Genomic DNA, 17663 nt, shown 5'->3' with positions numbered 1-17663 from the left:
CTATAAAGTAATTGACCGTATTCTAACAATTGATAGCAGTGAATAACGTCAAGAAGTGTAAATGTCACTAAATTATACTGACATTCGGTAAAATATCGTGGTTCTAATCAACGTAGTTGAGCAAGTAAATACAATTACTTTCGATAATTACGTACTCTGTAACTTAAGACAGCAGTACGGTACAGCCAGAACATATGTTCACTTACCGAGCAAAACGCGCACTTTTCGCTATCTTTGCCCAAAAAGGCAGCATTCAACACAAAACCATAAGAAAAACTCTTTACAGGTTAAACGTGTTTGCTATGATGCGCTCCGCACTTGAGAGATGCGTTGGGAAAAACATTTCTTAAGCCTATCCACTAAGAGATAGGAAAACACCCCTGGAGGGGTTCCCGAGTGGCCAAAGGGAGCAGACTGTAAATCTGCCGGCTCCGCCTTCGATGGTTCGAATCCGTCCCCCTCCACCATATTTCTTCTTAACTCTTTAAGAGGTAAGAAATCCTCGATTGAATCGTTGGGAAAACTTCAATTGAGCCTATGTTTTAACGGCTTTTAGCTTTTAAAGACTGGGAAAACACCCTGGAGGGGTTCCCGAGTGGCCAAAGGGAGCAGACTGTAAATCTGCCGGCTCCGCCTTCGATGGTTCGAATCCGTCCCCCTCCACCATATTTCTTCTTAACTCTTTAAGAGATAAGAAAACCTCGATTGAATCGTTGGGAAAACTTCAATTGAGCCTATGTTTTAATGGCTTTTAGCTTTTAAAGACTGGGAAAACACCCTGGAGGGGTTCCCGAGTGGCCAAAGGGAGCAGACTGTAAATCTGCCGGCTCCGCCTTCGATGGTTCGAATCCGTCCCCCTCCACCATATTTCTTCTTAACTCTTTAAGAGATAAGAAAACCTCGATTGAATCGTTGGGAAAACTTCAATTGAGCCTATGTTTTAATGGCTTTTAGCTTTTAAAGACTGGGAAAAACACCCTGGAGGGGTTCCCGAGTGGCCAAAGGGAGCAGACTGTAAATCTGCCGGCTCCGCCTTCGATGGTTCGAATCCGTCCCCCTCCACCATATTCTTCTTAACTCTTTAGAGATAAGAAATCCTCGATTGAATCGTTGGGAAAACTTCAATTGAGCCTATGTTTTAATGGCTTTTAGCTTTTAGAGACTGGGAAAAACACCCTGGAGGGGTTCCCGAGTGGCCAAAGGGAGCAGACTGTAAATCTGCCGGCTCCGCCTTCGATGGTTCGAATCCGTCCCCCTCCACCATATTCTTCTTAACTCTTTAGAGATAAGAAATCCTCGATTGAATCGTTGGGAAAACTTCAATTGAGCCTATGTTTTAATAGCTTTTAGCTTTTAAAGACTGGGAAAAACACCCTGGAGGGGTTCCCGAGTGGCCAAAGGGAGCAGACTGTAAATCTGCCGGCTCCGCCTTCGATGGTTCGAATCCGTCCCCCTCCACCATATTTCTTCTTAACTCTTTAAGAGATAAGAAAACCTCAATTGAATCGTTGGGAAAACTTCAATTGAGCCTATGTTTTAATGGCTTTTAGCTTTTAAAGACTGGGAAAAACACCCTGGAGGGGTTCCCGAGTGGCCAAAGGGAGCAGACTGTAAATCTGCCGGCTCCGCCTTCGATGGTTCGAATCCGTCCCCCTCCACCATATTCTCTTAAGAGATCGAAAAGCCAACTCACTGAGTTGGTTTTTTTGTATCTAGCCGCACCAAAATCACCATAGATTGAACTCATACTTCCCTTATTCCCCAATATCATTAGTCGCTTCTACCAATCAAAAAGATCAGCCTTGTTCTCAAGCCTTTTTCCTGCGCTATTTTTGATCACTTGTTTACTGTGATTGGCATGACTTTCTGTGATTACCACAGAGTCACGCTCGCTTTGAATTACCACCAATAAAAAAGAGCCCTTGCCATAACAGCAAGGGCTCTTAGATAAATCACGAAACTGGACTAACTAGCCTTGGATACCAACGATCAACCAAGGTGCATTTGGCGCCGTAAGGTCACGCTCTAAATGCCAGATATCGGTAATATCTTCTTCAATACCTTCTACTGAATCACGGTAACGACCGCTGAATTGAAGGCTCAATTGCGCCTTGCTACCATCATGATCAGCACGAACGATCTCCGCATCTACGTACATTACATCTGTGTGCTGCTCACCTTCAAGCTTGCTGCGCTCTGCTTTTAAGTCTTCAAACAGGCTTGGAGACACGTATTCTTCAATCGTGTTCAGCTCATTGTGGTTCCAAGCGCCTTGTAGAGTGCGGTAGTGCTCACGAGAACCGTTGATGAACGCTGCTTGGTCAAAACCCGGTGGGTAGTTATGAGGAACATCGCTTTGTGCACCAAAACCAAAACCACCAGCTGTACTCTGTGATTGAGGTTGTGCCTGTTCGAAGCTCTGTACATTAGGCTGCTGTTGTGGTTGTTCAAACTTATTCTGACCCATACCACCAAACGCAGGTTGTTGACCGCGTTGCTGGTTCATTGAACCCTGCTTAGCACCCAACATGCCACGTAGGAATTTAAATGCTAAGAACGCAATCAGACCCATGATCAAGATATCCATGAACTGGATACCTTCAAAAGCGCCACCGAAGAATGCCGCTAACAGACCACCAGCCAATAGACCGCCTAGTAGACCACCCATAAGACCCTTTTTACTAGAGCCTGCCGCATTTGTTTTGCCAGCTTGGTCTTGCTTAATCGAGTTAGTATTTTGCTGTTGTTGCTTAGGAGCGGGAGCCGTTTTGAAACTTTTACCAAATGACTTACCACCACCAAACTTTTTCGCTTCTGCGATTGGTGTCACCGCGACTGATACCATCATTATCGCGATTAGTGAGAAAAATCGTTTCATTGTTATCCTTTATAGGTTTCGTTATCTTTCGACTCTTTAATCATACTCGTTAACAATGAACAATGAAATATTCACAGCCGCTACACATGTATCATAATATTGCTGAGATTAATTTAACCCTTATTGAGTAAAGCATTGACGCCTACTAGAGCGGGCGACTAAAATATTGAACATTGTTCATTAATAGAAGTTCAAAATAGAAATTCAAAATGGCTAGAAGAAACGATCACACGCGCGAGCAATTAGTTCAGCTTACACTAGACACCGTGACTCAATTTTTGGAAGACCACTCATACCATGAGCTGAGCCTTCGAAAAATCGCGAATATGATTGGATATGTGCCAAGTACTCTTGTTAATGTATTCGGCAACTACAACTTACTTCTTCTGCACGTCGTGGCTAAAACGCTTGATGAACTGTCGGCTGAAGCGACCGTTGCTGTAGAAAAATCAAGCTCCCCTCAAGACGCACTGTTTAACCTAGCCTACTGTTATCACGATTTTGCTCTTAAGCATCCGAACCGTTGGCAATTAGTGTTTGAGCATAATATGAATGGTGAGAACCTACCTCAGTGGCAATCGAGCCGTATCGAAAAAATGACAGGTATGCTTGAGCAACTGTTACTCGCTATCGCACCTCATCACACTGAAAAAGAAGTGCTTAAAGCCAGCCGCGTATTATGGTCTGGTGTACACGGTATTACGCTACTAAGTGTCGATGACAAGTTCTTCGCTTCCGAGCCTATTGATGGTAAAGACCTGATTAATAACCTATTATCAAATTACTTAACCAATTGGTAAGCCATCAAAATAACAAATGCATAAGGTCTCGCATGAACAAGGTTCGCACATGAAGAGCAGCAGCCAATCTTCGCTGTTAACACAACAAAGGTTCCTACCCTATTTTATCACCCAGTTTCTAGGGGCCTTTAATGACAATATCTTCAAGAATGTATTGCTGCTGTTTGTCGCTTTCGCGAGTGTCGATACACTGCCAATCTCCAGTAACCTCTTTATTAACCTAGCGGCTGGTCTGTTCATACTGCCGTTCTTCCTGTTCTCTGCTCTGGCAGGCGTACTCGCCGATAAATACGAAAAGTCGTGGTTCATTCGTAAGGTTAAGCTACTCGAAATCGTCATCATGTCACTAGGTGCCATCGGCTTTATTTATGAAAGCTACGGTATTCTATTGCTATTATTGTTCCTGATGGGAACACAGAGTGCCTTCTTTGGACCGGTGAAATACGCGTTATTACCGCAACAACTAGAACCTAAAGAACTGGTTTCTGGTAACGCCTTGGTCGAAACAGGCACCTTTCTGGCGATTCTTATTGGCACTTTGGGCGCGGGACTTATTGCCTCTCATGAGAGTGCAAAGGTCGTCGCCTCGGTATGTATCGTTCTGTTCGCAGTGATGGGCTATGGCGCTAGCTGCTTTATCCCAAATGCACCGAGTAATGCGCCAGATATAAAAATAAAATGGCGACCAATTGCACTAACCCGCCAAACTTTAAACATTACTAAAAAAGACCGCCCGACCTTCCAAGCACTGATGGCTATTAGCTGGTTCTGGTTCCTAGGCGCAGCTTATTTAACCCAATTTCCTAACTTCACCAAAGTTCATTTGAACGGTACTGAAAGTGCTGTGGCTTTCTTGCTCGCCATGTTCTCTATTGGTATTGCTATCGGTTCATTAGCTTGTGACAAGCTCTCTAACCATCGTATTGAGATTGGCATCGTGCCAATGGGGAGCTTAGGTATTTCCTTGTTTGGTTTGCTGATGGCTTTGTCAGTCCCAGAGAATTTGCCTCAATTCGAATCCTTTGATCAGTTTATTGTTCACTCTGATCTCTGGCCACTATTCGCATACCTACTGCTTCTCGGTATTTCCGGCGGTATTTTCATTGTTCCGCTGTACGCTTTAATGCAGTTCAGGGCTGAACCAAACGAGCGAGCTCAAGTGATTGCAGGGCTAAATATTTACAACTCTCTATTTATGGTTGGCAGTGCAGTCCTTGGCATCATCTGCCTGAGCCTACTTGAAATGGACATTATTGATCTATTCATTTTACTGGCAGCAATGAATACGCTCGTAGTGATATACCTTGTCTATCAAGTACCTATATACGCGTGCAGGTTCTTAACTTGGATCGTCACTCATACTATGTATCGTGTAAAACATAAGAATCTGCACCACTTGCCTGAGAAAGGCGGTGCGTTGATTATTTGTAACCACGTAAGCTATATGGATGCGTTGCTGCTGAGTGCGGTTTGCCCTCGTTTGATTCGGTTTGTGATGGAAGAGGACTACGCCAAACTGCCGCCGCTCCGTCGATTCCTAAAACGCGCTGGGGTGATTCCGATTTCAGCGACCAACCGCCGCTCTATTCGCAACGCCTTCAATGAAGTCGAACAAGCTCTGCATGATGGTCACATCGTCTGTATCTTCCCTGAGGGCCGCTTAACGTCAGACGGTGAAGTAGGCGAATTTATGCGAGGCATGGAACTGATCATCAAGCGCTCTCCTGTGCCAGTCATCCCTATGGCATTGAAAGGACTTTGGGGCAGCTACTTCAGCCGCTACAAGGGACGAGCTTGCAAAGGTCTACCCACTCGATTCTGGACCAAGCTTGAGATTGAGGCGGGCGACGCTATCGATCCAAGACGAGCTTCATGCGATGTACTGCATCAGAAAGTCGTCGAACTACGCGGTGATTTTCGCTAGATAACACGCTTAACAGTCAGAGTATAAAGGCTTGCGAACAAACGTTCAGTTTTTCTAAACGTTTGTTCAATTCATTTAGACTTACTTATCGACTATTTATACGTATAGTGCTCTCTAACGTAACCTAATAATAAATACTGGCGCCATCATGAGCTTCAACAAAAGTATCCCTTTTTACCTTGCAGCCCTTTTTTGCCTTACCCCTTGGGTAAGCTCTCCTACTGCGCTTGTTATCGGCTTTTTGCTGGCAAGTTTAGGCTGGGTTCCCGCTCACCTTGAAGTCGGTAAAATCACTAAAAAGCTGCTCGCCTACTCCATCGTTGGCTTGGGCTTTGGGATCCAATTTGAGCAAGCACTGTCAGTTACCGGTGATGGTATTGGACTTATCGTGACCACCATTATCGGTACGCTAGTGATTGGTTGGTTTTTAGCAAAACGCATGGGGCTGGATCGCACAACAGGCTACCTTATCTCTTCTGGCACTGCGATTTGCGGTGGTAGTGCCATTGCTGCCGTTGCTCCAGCAATTAAGGCGGATGATGAGCAGATCGGTTTAGCTTTAGCGACGGTTTTTGTTCTCAACTCCATTGCGCTGTTTATCTTCCCAATGATTGGTCATGCGTTAGAACTGAGCCAACATACCTTTGGCACATGGGCGGCAATCGCAATTCATGATACCTCATCGGTGGTGGGGGCAGCCTCTGCTTATGGTGAAGAAGCATTAACAACAGCAACCACACTGAAACTTGCTCGTGCGCTCTGGATCATTCCAGTGGCTCTCGTCAGCGCGATGATCTTCAAGAGTGAAGAGAAGAAAATCACTATTCCTTACTTCATTTTCTTCTACTGTGCCGCTATCGCCGTCAGCGACTTGCTACCGCAATTTGACGTGATTTACCAAGGGATCTTTGACATCTCCAAGCGCGCATTGGTTGTTTGTTTATTCCTAATCGGGTGTGGAATTTCTGTCGAGAAGCTCAAAGCTGCAGGGCCTAAGCCGTTGATGTTTGGTATCACAATGTGGGTGTTGATCTCTGTTGGATCGTTAAGTTGGCTACTATTCGCTTAACCTAAAAACAGTTAGCTTAAAAACCGTTAGCTTAAAAACACCTCATTCACAAGCGAAAAACCCTCACCATTGTGACCACACTGGTGAGGGTTCTTTGTATCTGGTTACTGCTCTTGTACTGAGGTACTAGCCTGACTCTCTTGCTTTTTCATCATCACTAGTACAACCACCAGAATAAAAGCGGTGAACTCAGCCAACGATCGAGTCAGTCCGTGAGAGGTCACTGCTTGTCCTATTTGCAGCAGCACCGCAATGATCAGCGCGATTTTCATACCTGAAACCTTATTCACTAGTTCCTTTAAATCAGGCTTTATTATGATGGATAGTTATAAAGATACTAAATTCTGTTTTGAACTATTTTATCTCCAAATCAACTAACCTCATCCAGAGCGCGCTCTCTTAAGCCAGCGTGCAAGGTCAGCTCTTGAAACTTTAATACCCTGTTGATCTAGCACTGGCATTCGATGGTATTCGATCGGCAATTTGAATTTTTCCAAACGCCCCACCAGCTTTTCACAAAACCAGTCCTTGGTAGGTAGCTCGTCGCAATCAACAATGGCGACAGGACGAAAACCGAATTCGCGGTCCTCTACCGGTACGACAATCGCTTGATTGATACCTGATAGTTTACTCAAGGCTTGCTCAATCTCTTCACAGTGAATGTTCTCTCCACCCGAGATAAATTGGTTATCTGCACGACCAATAATCAACAGCTGATCATCAACCCATTGACCGAGATCTTTACTGTCAAACCAACCTGCCCCGTCAACCAAAGGCGCCAGTTGTCCTTGATAGAAGTACCCGCTAGCTAACGTCTCCCCAGAGATATAGATTCGACCATCTTCGACTTTTACTCTCCGTTGGGGAAGCACAAAACCCGTTGTATTGCTTTCATCAACAGGTTTCGCCGTCACCGTTGATGCCGCTTCTGTCATGCCATAACCCAGCCAAGTTGTAATGCCACGCTGGTTGGCTTCTTGTGCCAATTGATTTGGAATATGGCTGCCACCAAGCAACACATGACTCAACGAAAGTGGACACTCACTATCAAGCAAACGGCGAAGCTGAGTCGCTACCAGAGAGGCATGGGTACAACCATCAATGTCTTTTTCTATACCCTGATTACCCACTTTGAGCGTCGCGCCCGCCACTAGCCAGCGATAAAAGATGGCTAACCCTGAAACGTGGTACATAGGTAGGCTGAGCAGCCAAGTGTCATCAGAACCAAACTCGAAGTGTTTTAATAACCCTGTAGCCGACGCTATATGCTGTTTGACTGTGTGCGCCACCGCCTTTGGGTTACCTGTGGAGCCGGATGTAAAAACGATTGAGGCAAGATCACTCGTTTCACCCAAAGATTGTTTTAGTGAGTGTGGTGTAATACCTGAAGCCTCTTTGATGCTTGGGAGCGAGATAAGCTTTGTTTTGGCACTCAACGCTTCGCCATGCTCGCCTGTAAATGCAACGAAACGAATTTTGCCTTCTGGATAAAGGGTATCTAGTTTTTGTTCAAGCTTCTTCGACGGCTGAGGCATCGTCATCGCCACCAATACACCAAGGTGAAGAGAAGCGAGATAAGCAACCACTAACTCACAACTGTTTTTTCCAACAATGGTTAGGACGTCACCTTTGGACAAACCTTGTGTATTTAAGTAGGCGCTATAGCGTTCGACAAGCCCATCAAGTTCACGCCAATTTAGCGTGTACGAAGGGGTAATTAACGCGCGGCTGTTTGGTGAGGCATTTGCCCACAGCTTCCATAATGAATTGGTGAAGGTCACGAGTGTACCTGATGCTGACAGAGCCAGCCCACCACATTAGGGTGAGCTGAACAGATGTGAATACTAAAAAGCCGTTAAGACTGCCAAATCAACTGCTGGCTTTCCAAAGTCTCTAGCGGTAAATCGCAATTTGGCCAAGCAATTTCAAGTTGAGATTGGAACAAACCAATAGTGTCCAATCCGGGCACTTCTTCAGGCAAGTATTGATGCGCCAAACGAGCAATCTGAGTCAGACCAAGACTTGTCTCAATACTTGAGCTCAGCACTGGCTTAATGCCTAATTGCTTCGCTCGCTCAATGATTGCAACGCAGCGCTCTACGGAACCAATCAGTGTTGGCTTGATCACCACAGCTTTCGCACCAGTGAGGTCGCTCAGGTTAAAGTCTGGTCGCTTCACCGCATCTTGTAGGGTTTCATCCCACGCAATCGCGACACCGTTATCTATGGCAAACGCCAGACTATCCTCTGGTTGCTGGCATGGCTCTTCGATAAAGCTGATACGTTGGCGCAGAGAAGGAGAGATGTATTTGATGAACTGCTTGGCTTTTTCCGGTTTCCAAGCGCGATTGGCATCCAATCGCAAGCTTAGGTCTGGAATGGACTCTAGGAAAAGGCTAACCAGCATCCCATCGCGAATCGCTTCGTAAAGACCAACCTTCACTTTAGCGACCTTCTCACCTTCCATCTCATTGAGTACAGGAATGAGTTCATCAGGGTCTCCCGTACACAGAGGAGCAGCGCGATAGTTACCTTGCTCTCCCAGTTCCCCTTCCAACTCCATCATTGCCATCGACAGGCCAAATGCAACCGAAGGATACAGTTCTTCATATGGCGCCAAAGGTTTGTTGTGGCTCCATAACTCCAACTGTTCTTGCAGTTGAATACCGGCTTGATCGGTATCTTCCACACTAAACCCAGGTAGAGGGGAAACCTCACCTAGCGCTCGCTTACCGTCATACTCAAGCTCAATAACGTAACCGATACGTTGACTCAGCTTGTTATCTCGTAGCACCACGCCGCTATCCATAGGTAATTGATAACGATAAAGTTTAGCGCTACGTGAACAATTCATAGTGTTCATAAGTCTTCCTTGCGAACAGAGCATCAAAAACACAAAGAGCCGCATTGTGCGACTCTGTGTGAGCGTAGATTTGATTATGGGTTACGAGGGAACTTGTCGAAATCTGGGCGACGTTTCTCATTAAATGCGTTTCGACCCTCTTGGCCTTCTTCTGTCATGTAGAACATCATGGTCGCATTACCCGCTAGTTCTTGCAGACCTGCCTGACCATCACAGTCAGCGTTCAGCGCAGCTTTCAGGCATCGTAGCGCCATAGGGCTGTGTTGTAGAACCTCACGACACCAACGTACTGTCTCTTTCTCTAAATCCTCGACAGGGACAACTGTGTTCACTAGGCCCATATCTACGGCTTCTTGTGCATCGTAGAAACGACATAGGAACCAGATTTCGCGCGCTTTCTTCTGACCGACAATACGCGCCATGTAAGAAGCGCCCCAACCGCCGTCAAATGAACCCACTTTCGGGCCGGTTTGACCAAACTGAGCGTTTTCAGCAGCAATCGTCAGATCACACATCATGTGTAGTACATGACCACCGCCCACAGCCCAACCAGACACTGCTGCAATGACAGGCTTAGGACAGGTACGGATCTGACGTTGGAAGTCCAGTACGTTCAGGTGGTGCGTGCCAGAATCATCTTGGTAACCGCCGTAGTCACCACGGATGCTTTGGTCGCCACCAGAGCAGAATGCTTTTTCACCAAGTCCGGTAAGAATAATCACACCAACTTTCTCGTCATAACGAGCGTCGGCCAGAGCGTTAATCATCTCTTTTACGGTTTGTGGACGAAACGCGTTGTGAACTTGAGGGCGAGCAATCGTAATCTTTGCAATACCATCGTCTGACTTATGGTACTGAATATCTTCATATTGACTGCCTACATCGCTCCAGTTTACTGCCGCGTATAGTTCTTCTTCGGTGATGCCTACTGTTTTCGCCATGGTGGTTCCCATTGTTATATTCATGATCACAGCCGTTATTCGGCAGTGTCGCAATCTCTGTTTATATCAAGTGCTCTATGTCGAGATCGGTTTACATCAAGCGTTTTTACGTAATGCGTTGACTGCGAGTTCAATCGTGCTTGTTAATGCATTGGATGATCAAATTCGAAAATAGTTCAGGCTGTTCAAAATGGACATTGTGTCCAGCGTGATCGACCTGACTACACTCAAAGCCGCTACTCTCTGCCAATTCAATGAATTTACGATCTTTTTTTCCACAGATATAGTGCAACTGATGCTCGCAAGATTTCAATGTGGCACGTAAATCCGGTTGCTTGGCAAGTGATGTAGATAACAACATATTTGCTACGGATACTCCAAGATTACCACTACGCTTTATGACTAAAGTTTGTCTTTGCTCATGATTTAGTGAAGAAAAGACACTTTGCTGATACCAATCGTCTAAAACATCTTCAATTGATTGCTGTGCAAAGCGAACTGCCCATTGCGTATCATGGACCAGACGCTGTGCTCTTGCATCATCACCGTCGAGTCCGAAGTTGCCTCCTTCGACAATAACTTTCACCAAATTAAGCGTGGCAAACTTCCCACTCGTCACTCCATACATCGCTAAGCGACCACCGAGAGAGTAACCAATTAAAACAATAGGATAGTCATCAGGTAGCTGTTGTCTCTGACACTGAAACTGGACGTTCTGAACGATTTTATCGCAGCAATGATCAAAACCAATCGGATCGACAAAACAGCTCTTGCCGTGACCCGGTAGGTCAATGCACAAACGCGGATATTCAGACAGATATGAGTGACATGCACTCCAATCTTCTCCGCTTCCCAAAAGACCATGCAGGAACACAAGCAAAGGTTTCTCTAACGAGGTTTGCTCAGCGGGATAGTACGTGGAGAAAAGCATGTCGACTCCTTAGGCTTGCGCCTCTTTTAACATTGAATTGAACTGCTTCAACAAGTGAGAGGCTTGTTCTGGCGGTGTTTTTACTTCGACTAACAGTGTTCCCTCACCCTGTTCAAAGTGTGAGTCAATAGCATCTTGATACTGTGTTCGAGTTTCAGGGGCAGCATACTGCAATCTGAATTGAGCAGCAGTATGGGCAAAACTGTACCCGTGAGGCATTTGATAGAGGGATTGTTTCTGCTGTTGCGGTACGGGGAGCAAGTCAAAAATCGCACCGCCGTCGTTATTCGTCACCACGATTACCATTGGTGTTTTTGAGTCACTAAGCAGTGCCAATGAATTGAGATCGTATAGAAGCGACGTGTCACCAATTAACATCATCATAGGGTGCTGATGGGCTTTGAGTACCCCCGCCGCAGTAGCCACCAGCCCATCAATGCCTGACGCGCCTCGATTACTGTAAACTGGGCTATTAGGAACTGCTGACAACATATCGACCAGTCTCACCATTAGGCTGTTTCCGACAAACAGCGATCGCTCTTTAAGTCTAGTCGACAAATCGACCGCAATACTGAGCTCGGTGAGTTGATCATCATTCATCAACTGTGCGCGAGACAGTTGAGCGATATTTTGTGAGGCTAACTTAAGACCATCTGCCCAACCCGCACTCTGCGCATGCAGGCTTGGTAACGATTGACCAGCCAACCACGCTCTAGGCTGAGCAACGATATGAGTCTGAGGCAGGTGGTCTTGATTGATACAGTGCGTATCGGGCGATATTACGAGATACTGCTGCGGCGAAAAATGAATCGCTTGTTGCTTGATCCAGTGATTTAAACGCTTAGAGACAATGCGCTCACCAAACTGCACGATACAGTCGCAATCACTCAATTGCTCAGCGGTTTCAGGCACCTGAAGCCAAAGGTCGTAGTGCTGCCAATCGCTCGCGACGCCAGATTGGGCATCACAAAACACAGGCCAACCTAACGACTGGGCAAACTGTTTTGCTGCCTTTGCTTCTTCTAGTTCCAAAGAGCCAATCACAACCACCCCACGACGCTGATAGTAATCACTCGATGAGATGCAAGGGCGAGTTGTGCTTATATGGTACGACTTGGAAGTATATGGCTGGTCGCTTACCTTCCATGCAGCAATCGAAGAGAGGTACTGATGATAAATATCTGAACTCTCGTTGGAATAAAGCGGCTCTGGGTAAGGGCAATTAATGTGAATAGCCCCGCCCTTCGCAGTCTGCTGCGCTAACAGATCATCCAACGAACACAGTAACCAGTTGAGTGACACTTGGGTATTTGGGCTCGGTAAATTCAATGCACCTTCAACATGTTGAGAGAAAATTCCCAGCTGTTGTATAGCCTGGTTTGCGCCACAGTTAACTAATTCAACGGGTCTGTCTGAGGTCAAAAGAATCAATGACTCGCGAGTAAGTCCCGCCTCAGCCACTGCAGGCAAAAGATTCGCCACCGCAGTTCCAGAAGTCACGATCACCGCGACTTTGCTCTTGGTTGCTTTAGCTAAGCCTAAAGCAAAAAAGCCTAAGCCACGCTCATCAAAATGCGTGTGAATGGTGAATTTTTTGTTCGCTTCTGCCTCAAGAGTCAAAGGCGTTGAACGTGAGCCCGGAGCGATACAAACATGCTCAACACCGGTGCGCGCCAACTCCTCAAGCAGCGTCGATGACCAAACTCGATTCAACACCGCTTGGTCATGCTTCAATAACGGTGAATTCATGATGCTACACCCAATGGTGGGTGCTCAGAGATAAGGCTTAGCAAAGTCGACATTTTCTTATTCAGCTCTTGCCACTCATGCTCAGCAACCGATCCTGGAACGATCCCCGCTCCTGCGAACAACTGAACTTGATCGCCAACGATCAAAGCACTGCGAATCGCTACGCAAAATTCAGCGCGTTGGTGACTAATGAAACCAACCGATCCTGCATACCAGCCTCGTGCAAAAGGCTCGTGTTTTAAAATAAATTCCATTGACTCTTTGCGAGGCAAACCAGCGACTGCTGCGGTCGGTTGCAGTGTACCGAGTAGTTGCACTCCGTTGACCCCTGCGTGCAACTGCGCATGAATATGGCGTTTTAAATGTTGAACCTTACGAAGACGAACCAAACGTGCCTCTTTCTCGACGTTCACAGCGTGAGAATACGCTGTTAAGCGATCAACAATATCGTCGACAACGTATTGATTTTCATTGAGGTTCTTCTGGTCTTGAGTCAACCAGTTGGCAAGTTCCATATCAGACGATGCATTCTTGCCGCGCCCAATGGTGCCAGCGAGAGCCTCTGTATCGAGTTCCGTGCCGTGGCGACTGTAGAGCCTTTCTGGTGTCGAGCCAATAAAGCTGTGCTTGGAGTCCAGCACCAACATGAAATGGAAACTGTTGTGGTTTTTTTGATAGCTGGCTTTTAATAGCTGAGCAGCACATATCGGTTCATCCAACTGAACTGTCGTTTTACGCGCAAGCACCACTTTTTTGAAATCGTCGTTATCGATGCCAGTCAGCACTTTCTCTACTAAAGCGTTCCACTCTGGTTGCTCTGGAAGATGGCTAATCTCTTCAATATGCGCACTGATTGGGGCAAGTATTGCGGCATCAACTGACAACTTCTTAAGCGCATTGATTGAAGCGACGCGATCTGGCGTCAAGTTGATGGCTAAAGACCATTTGTCATCAAATCGAATCAGCTCTACCTGTGGAAGGAAGAAAAAAGACTCCATACAGCGTCGATTCTTCTCTGTGTGACCATCGAAAGAGCGCCCACCCCAGATACGTTGGTCTTCGCCAAGAATCGTATACGCCGGTGCAGGATCCGAAAAAGTGTGGATCTGCCCTAACGCAACGACTTCTTCTCGGGTGTCTCGAGATTGCCAATAGAACTTCGGAAACAGCGGTTGAGCATGAAGCCATTCAATAAATGCAAACGGTGGTTTCTGCTTAAGAACTTCAACACAACGAACTTCGCCAGCTTGCGCATTTTGAACTCGCTCAATCAAAGTGGAGATGGTTTGTTGGAAATGTGACAAATCGACCTCGTTCACATCTAATTTATTATTATATTAGTTTGATACTTTATGGGTAGCACCTACTTAGATCAAGAATGTCTAAAATCTTTTCAGTATTCCTGTGATTTTGCACGTTTCACCCCTCAGTTTATCTAAACACAATCCGAGTTTACGAAATCCCTCACGACCGTGACTGAACAGCCTTTGGTTAAAGGTTATTCGGAATTCGCTGATTGTTCAGATTTTTATTCTAAAAAACGTCAATTTAAGGTACTTTAATAAAGTATTTAAATAATTTTTAGGAAATCGGCAATGCAAAATATCGGGATGTCGTCAAAACTCAACAGTGTATGCTATGAAATCAGAGGACCAGTACTAAAACATGCTAAGCGCATGGAAGAAGAAGGACATAAAATCCTAAAGCTAAATATTGGTAACCCCGCCCCGTTTGGTTTTGACGCCCCAGATGAAATCCTAGTTGACGTAATTCGTAACCTGCCGACATCTCAAGGTTACTGTGATTCAAAAGGGATCTACTCTGCCCGTAAAGCCGTCGTGCAGCACTATCAAAAGAAAGGTCTGCGCAACCTAGATGTCGAAGATGTTTACATTGGCAACGGGGCTTCTGAGCTTATCGTAATGTCGATGCAAGCTCTGCTAAATAATGGCGATGAAATCTTAGTTCCCGCTCCTGACTACCCGTTGTGGACAGCTTCGGTTGCACTCTCTGGTGGTAAAGCCGTTCACTACATGTGTGATGAAGAGAACGACTGGTATCCAAACCTAGATGACATGGTCGCTAAGATCACACCGAAGACTCGCGGTATTGTTCTTATCAACCCGAACAACCCGACCGGTGCAGTTTACAGCCGTGACTTTTTGCTAAAAGTGGTCGAAATTGCCCGTGAACATAAACTGATGATCTTCGCCGATGAGATCTACGATAAAGTGCTTTACGACGGTGCCGTACACACGTCTATTGCAACCCTAGCAGAAGATGTGCTAATGGTGACCTTTAACGGCCTCTCGAAGGCATATCGTGTCTGTGGTTTCCGTGGTGGCTGGATGTTCTTAACGGGTCCTAAACATTTGGCTAAAGGCTATGTTGAAGGCCTCGAAATGCTTGCCTCGATGCGTTTGTGTGCCAACGTACCCATGCAGCATGCGATTCAAACAGCACTAGGCGGCTATCAGAGTATCAATGAGCTTATCTTGCCGGGCGGTCGCTTACTTGAGCAGCGTGACCGAGCTTGGGAGCTGATCAACAAGATCCCGGGTGTCTCTTGTGTGAAACCAAAAGGCGCAATGTACCTGTTCCCGAAAATCGACACGGAGATGTACAACATCAAAGATGACCAAAAATTCGTGCTCGATTTCCTTAAGCAAGAGAAGGTACTGCTAGTACAAGGTACTGGCTTCAACTGGCCGAAACCGGACCACTTCCGTATCGTGACACTGCCGCATATCGAAGACTTGGAAACGGCTATTGGTAGACTCGAACGCTTCTTGTCGACCTACAGCCAAGAATAATCTTAGACTACAACGCTTTAAATTAGATGCCCTCAAAGGCTCCTATCCACTAGGAGCCTTTGTCATTTAAAAGAGGAAGATGATGAGCATTCATAAGCTATACCCTCCTTATTTGACTTAAGCTCGAATCTGACGAATAGTTACTTTGTAAGATAAATAACAATAAGGGAGCATAGTGAAGCACGAAGAGAGCACATTCCTAGCATGGATTACACGTATGTCCTTCATTCAAAGATGGGCACTCATGCACACGTTTCAGGCTGAGAACATTTCGGAGCACAGCCACCAAGTCGCCGCTATCGCACATCTGCTTGCGGTAATAAAAAATAAACGCTACGGCGGCAACCTTATCCCCGAAAGAGCGGCGACTGTTGCCATCTATCACGAAGTTTCTGAGACGCTCGTACAGGACATCAACCATAAGACGAAATACAGCAATCCAGAAATAACCAAAGCAGTAAAATATCTTGAGGACTTGGCAGAAAAGAAGTGTTTGAAGACTCTTCCAGATGACTTACAAGATGAATTTGAAAACTTGCTAGTACAGGAAAAAGTGGAGCCGGAATATAAGGTGATCGTTAAGGCCGCTGACATTCTGCAAGCTTACATAAAAGCCATGAACGAGCTGAGGTTCCAAAACGAAGAGTTTCTTCATGTTAAAGATGGTCTCGATGAGCGTATTAAAGATCTCGCCGACTCAATGCCCGAAGTTCGAGATTTCATCGATATCTTTATGGGCAGCTGTACGACCACATTGGATAAGATTGCTTAAATAACCTAGTAGATCGCTGTATCACTCTATGCGGTTTTCAAGTCGGAAACGAGATTTTTCAATCTATCACCAGAGCTACTGTCAACTCTAACCAAGCCAAGAGCCACGTATTTCAACATGCTGTTAGGTGATAAGCTGGAGTTCCACTTCAATAGCTCACTGTTCAATGTTTAGAACACACTAAAATATGGATAACATCCATGAATAATATAGAGGGTGCATTACGCACCCTCTAATTATCTATTTTTTATTGGATTTAGTGTTACTAATTCCTTCGGATTTATGCTCTAGAACATTACCACCCTGGTTAATAGCAATGGATTTAGGCTTCATTTCTTCAGGAATTTCTTTAACTAAAGTTATTGTCAGTAACCCATGCGAGAGATCAGCGTCGGTAACTTCAACATAATCCGCTAAGTTAAATTTACGCTCAAATGCGCGATTAGCGATACCCTGATATAGATATTTACTTTCTGACTCAGAGCTCTTATTACCACGCACGGTCAGTACGCCTTTCTCGACTTGAATATCGAGTTCTTCTTGAACAAACCCCGCTACAGCTAATGTTATGGCGTAACGGTTGTCACTGAGAACTTCAATATTATACGGTGGGTAACCACCAACAGTTGTTTCACTGGTTAACGCATGATCTAACAGTGACGCTAGACGGTCAAATCCTACACTATTTCGATATAGTGGAGTTAGGTCGATTGAGTTCATAATATATCCTCCATAAGAAGCAATACAAAATAAAAACAACGAATATAAAAGCTTCTACTTAGACAACTTTTACAATCACTTTATAGTATTTTACAAATACGTTTTCAAGTCTATTCTCATAATATTCACTTATAAAAATACGTGTGAAATATTATTTAATAATAAGGATCATCTTAGCTTAAATCTTCTATAAGTGATGATTA

Annotated in this window: 14 protein-coding genes and 7 tRNA genes; 12 read left to right on the top strand and 9 right to left on the bottom strand. The window is 45.4% G+C overall.

Going from position 1 to position 17663, the window contains the following annotated elements; genetic code table 11:
• Positions 1-382 precede the first annotated feature (382 nt).
• The 7 genes from AC6I7V_RS04415 (at position 383) to AC6I7V_RS04385 (ending at position 1661) form a co-directional block, all read left to right on the top strand.
• Positions 383-467: transfer RNA gene (locus AC6I7V_RS04415), tRNA-Tyr, on the top strand.
• A gap of 114 nt (positions 468-581) precedes the next feature.
• Positions 582-666 (top strand) — tRNA-Tyr (locus AC6I7V_RS04410).
• 114 nt (positions 667-780) lie between these two features.
• Positions 781-865, top strand: a tRNA-Tyr gene (locus AC6I7V_RS04405).
• Positions 866-980: 115 nt separating this feature from the next.
• Positions 981-1065, top strand: a tRNA-Tyr gene (locus AC6I7V_RS04400).
• A 113-nt stretch (positions 1066-1178) separates the two neighbouring features.
• A tRNA-Tyr gene (locus tag AC6I7V_RS04395) sits at positions 1179-1263 on the top strand.
• A gap of 113 nt (positions 1264-1376) precedes the next feature.
• A tRNA-Tyr gene (locus AC6I7V_RS04390) sits at positions 1377-1461 on the top strand.
• 115 nt (positions 1462-1576) lie between these two features.
• Positions 1577-1661 (top strand) — tRNA-Tyr (locus tag AC6I7V_RS04385).
• Positions 1662-1969: 308 nt separating this feature from the next.
• On the opposite strand, the gene AC6I7V_RS04380 is transcribed toward AC6I7V_RS04385, so the two are convergent.
• The gene (locus AC6I7V_RS04380; protein WP_498011401.1) at positions 1970-2878 is read right to left on the bottom strand and encodes a Tim44 domain-containing protein; all 909 of its coding nucleotides are present in this window, start codon (positions 2876-2878) and stop codon (positions 1970-1972) included.
• A gap of 209 nt (positions 2879-3087) precedes the next feature.
• Between AC6I7V_RS04380 and AC6I7V_RS04375 the strand changes: the two genes are divergently transcribed.
• The 3 genes from AC6I7V_RS04375 (at position 3088) to AC6I7V_RS04365 (ending at position 6671) form a co-directional block, all read left to right on the top strand.
• Positions 3088-3678 (top strand): TetR/AcrR family transcriptional regulator, encoded by a 591-nt coding sequence (locus AC6I7V_RS04375; protein WP_255231097.1) that lies wholly within the window; start codon positions 3088-3090, stop codon positions 3676-3678.
• A gap of 49 nt (positions 3679-3727) precedes the next feature.
• The gene (locus AC6I7V_RS04370) at positions 3728-5602 is read left to right on the top strand and encodes an MFS transporter (protein ID WP_498011400.1); all 1875 of its coding nucleotides are present in this window, start codon (positions 3728-3730) and stop codon (positions 5600-5602) included.
• 148 nt (positions 5603-5750) lie between these two features.
• Positions 5751-6671 (top strand): YeiH family protein, encoded by a 921-nt coding sequence (locus AC6I7V_RS04365; RefSeq protein ID WP_498011399.1) that lies wholly within the window; start codon positions 5751-5753, stop codon positions 6669-6671.
• A 104-nt stretch (positions 6672-6775) separates the two neighbouring features.
• Here the strand turns inward: AC6I7V_RS04365 and AC6I7V_RS04360 are convergent, their stop codons facing one another.
• The 7 genes from AC6I7V_RS04360 to AC6I7V_RS04330 form a co-directional block, all read right to left on the bottom strand.
• Positions 6776-6943: a hypothetical protein gene (locus AC6I7V_RS04360; protein WP_255231100.1), complete on the bottom strand. Its 168-nt coding sequence runs from the start codon at positions 6941-6943 to the stop codon at positions 6776-6778.
• Positions 6944-7051: 108 nt separating this feature from the next.
• A complete protein-coding gene (gene menE / locus AC6I7V_RS04355) occupies positions 7052-8452 on the bottom strand; it encodes an o-succinylbenzoate--CoA ligase (RefSeq protein ID WP_498011398.1) in 1401 nt (466 codons plus the stop codon).
• Positions 8453-8526: 74 nt separating this feature from the next.
• Positions 8527-9534: an o-succinylbenzoate synthase gene (menC, locus tag AC6I7V_RS04350; RefSeq protein ID WP_255231103.1), complete on the bottom strand. Its 1008-nt coding sequence runs from the start codon at positions 9532-9534 to the stop codon at positions 8527-8529.
• Positions 9535-9608: 74 nt separating this feature from the next.
• Positions 9609-10475, bottom strand: a complete 867-nt coding sequence (gene menB, locus AC6I7V_RS04345) for a 1,4-dihydroxy-2-naphthoyl-CoA synthase (protein WP_032549592.1) — start codon at positions 10473-10475, stop codon at positions 9609-9611.
• Positions 10476-10605: 130 nt separating this feature from the next.
• Entirely contained in the window at positions 10606-11406 is an 801-nt protein-coding gene (gene menH / locus AC6I7V_RS04340) for a 2-succinyl-6-hydroxy-2,4-cyclohexadiene-1-carboxylate synthase (RefSeq protein WP_255231104.1), read from the bottom strand.
• Positions 11407-11415: 9 nt separating this feature from the next.
• Positions 11416-13140 (bottom strand): 2-succinyl-5-enolpyruvyl-6-hydroxy-3-cyclohexene-1-carboxylic-acid synthase, encoded by a 1725-nt coding sequence (gene menD / locus AC6I7V_RS04335; RefSeq protein ID WP_498011641.1) that lies wholly within the window; start codon positions 13138-13140, stop codon positions 11416-11418.
• Positions 13141-13151: 11 nt separating this feature from the next.
• Complete coding sequence (locus tag AC6I7V_RS04330) at positions 13152-14459, bottom strand: isochorismate synthase (protein ID WP_255231105.1); 1308 nt, start codon at positions 14457-14459, stop codon at positions 13152-13154.
• A 291-nt stretch (positions 14460-14750) separates the two neighbouring features.
• Here AC6I7V_RS04330 and AC6I7V_RS04325 point away from each other — a divergent pair, with 291 nt between their 5' ends.
• Positions 14751-15968 carry a pyridoxal phosphate-dependent aminotransferase gene (locus AC6I7V_RS04325; protein ID WP_150871535.1) on the top strand — a complete coding sequence of 406 codons (1218 nt, stop codon included), beginning with the start codon at positions 14751-14753 and terminating at the stop codon, positions 15966-15968.
• A gap of 244 nt (positions 15969-16212) precedes the next feature.
• Positions 16213-16740, top strand: coding sequence for a 5'-deoxynucleotidase (gene yfbR / locus AC6I7V_RS04320; protein WP_498011397.1), 528 nt, complete (start codon positions 16213-16215; stop codon positions 16738-16740).
• Positions 16741-16980: 240 nt separating this feature from the next.
• On the opposite strand, the gene AC6I7V_RS04315 is transcribed toward yfbR, so the two are convergent.
• Positions 16981-17460 carry an Hsp20 family protein gene (locus AC6I7V_RS04315; protein ID WP_261882778.1) on the bottom strand — a complete coding sequence of 160 codons (480 nt, stop codon included), beginning with the start codon at positions 17458-17460 and terminating at the stop codon, positions 16981-16983.
• Positions 17461-17663: the final 203 nt, after the last annotated feature.

This window comes from Vibrio sp. KUL70, assembly GCF_059725515.1.
Note: the sequence above shows the minus strand (reverse complement) of the source record. Positions and strands in the feature narration are given on the sequence as shown.

Bases quoted from the DNA above. Each gene is read 5' to 3' on its own strand.
- AC6I7V_RS04380 (WP_498011401.1), bottom strand. From the start codon at position 2,878: ATGAAACGATTTTTCTCACTAATCGCGATAATGATGGTATCAGTCGCG.
- AC6I7V_RS04375 (WP_255231097.1), top strand. From the start codon at position 3,088: ATGGCTAGAAGAAACGATCACACGCGCGAGCAATTAGTTCAGCTTACA.
- AC6I7V_RS04370 (WP_498011400.1), top strand. From the start codon at position 3,728: ATGAAGAGCAGCAGCCAATCTTCGCTGTTAACACAACAAAGGTTCCTA.
- AC6I7V_RS04365 (WP_498011399.1), top strand. From the start codon at position 5,751: ATGAGCTTCAACAAAAGTATCCCTTTTTACCTTGCAGCCCTTTTTTGC.
- AC6I7V_RS04360 (WP_255231100.1), bottom strand. From the start codon at position 6,943: ATGAAAATCGCGCTGATCATTGCGGTGCTGCTGCAAATAGGACAAGCA.
- menC (WP_255231103.1), bottom strand. From the start codon at position 9,534: ATGAACACTATGAATTGTTCACGTAGCGCTAAACTTTATCGTTATCAA.
- menB (WP_032549592.1), bottom strand. From the start codon at position 10,475: ATGGCGAAAACAGTAGGCATCACCGAAGAAGAACTATACGCGGCAGTA.
- menH (WP_255231104.1), bottom strand. From the start codon at position 11,406: ATGCTTTTCTCCACGTACTATCCCGCTGAGCAAACCTCGTTAGAGAAA.
- AC6I7V_RS04325 (WP_150871535.1), top strand. From the start codon at position 14,751: ATGCAAAATATCGGGATGTCGTCAAAACTCAACAGTGTATGCTATGAA.
- yfbR (WP_498011397.1), top strand. From the start codon at position 16,213: ATGCACACGTTTCAGGCTGAGAACATTTCGGAGCACAGCCACCAAGTC.
- AC6I7V_RS04315 (WP_261882778.1), bottom strand. From the start codon at position 17,460: ATGAACTCAATCGACCTAACTCCACTATATCGAAATAGTGTAGGATTT.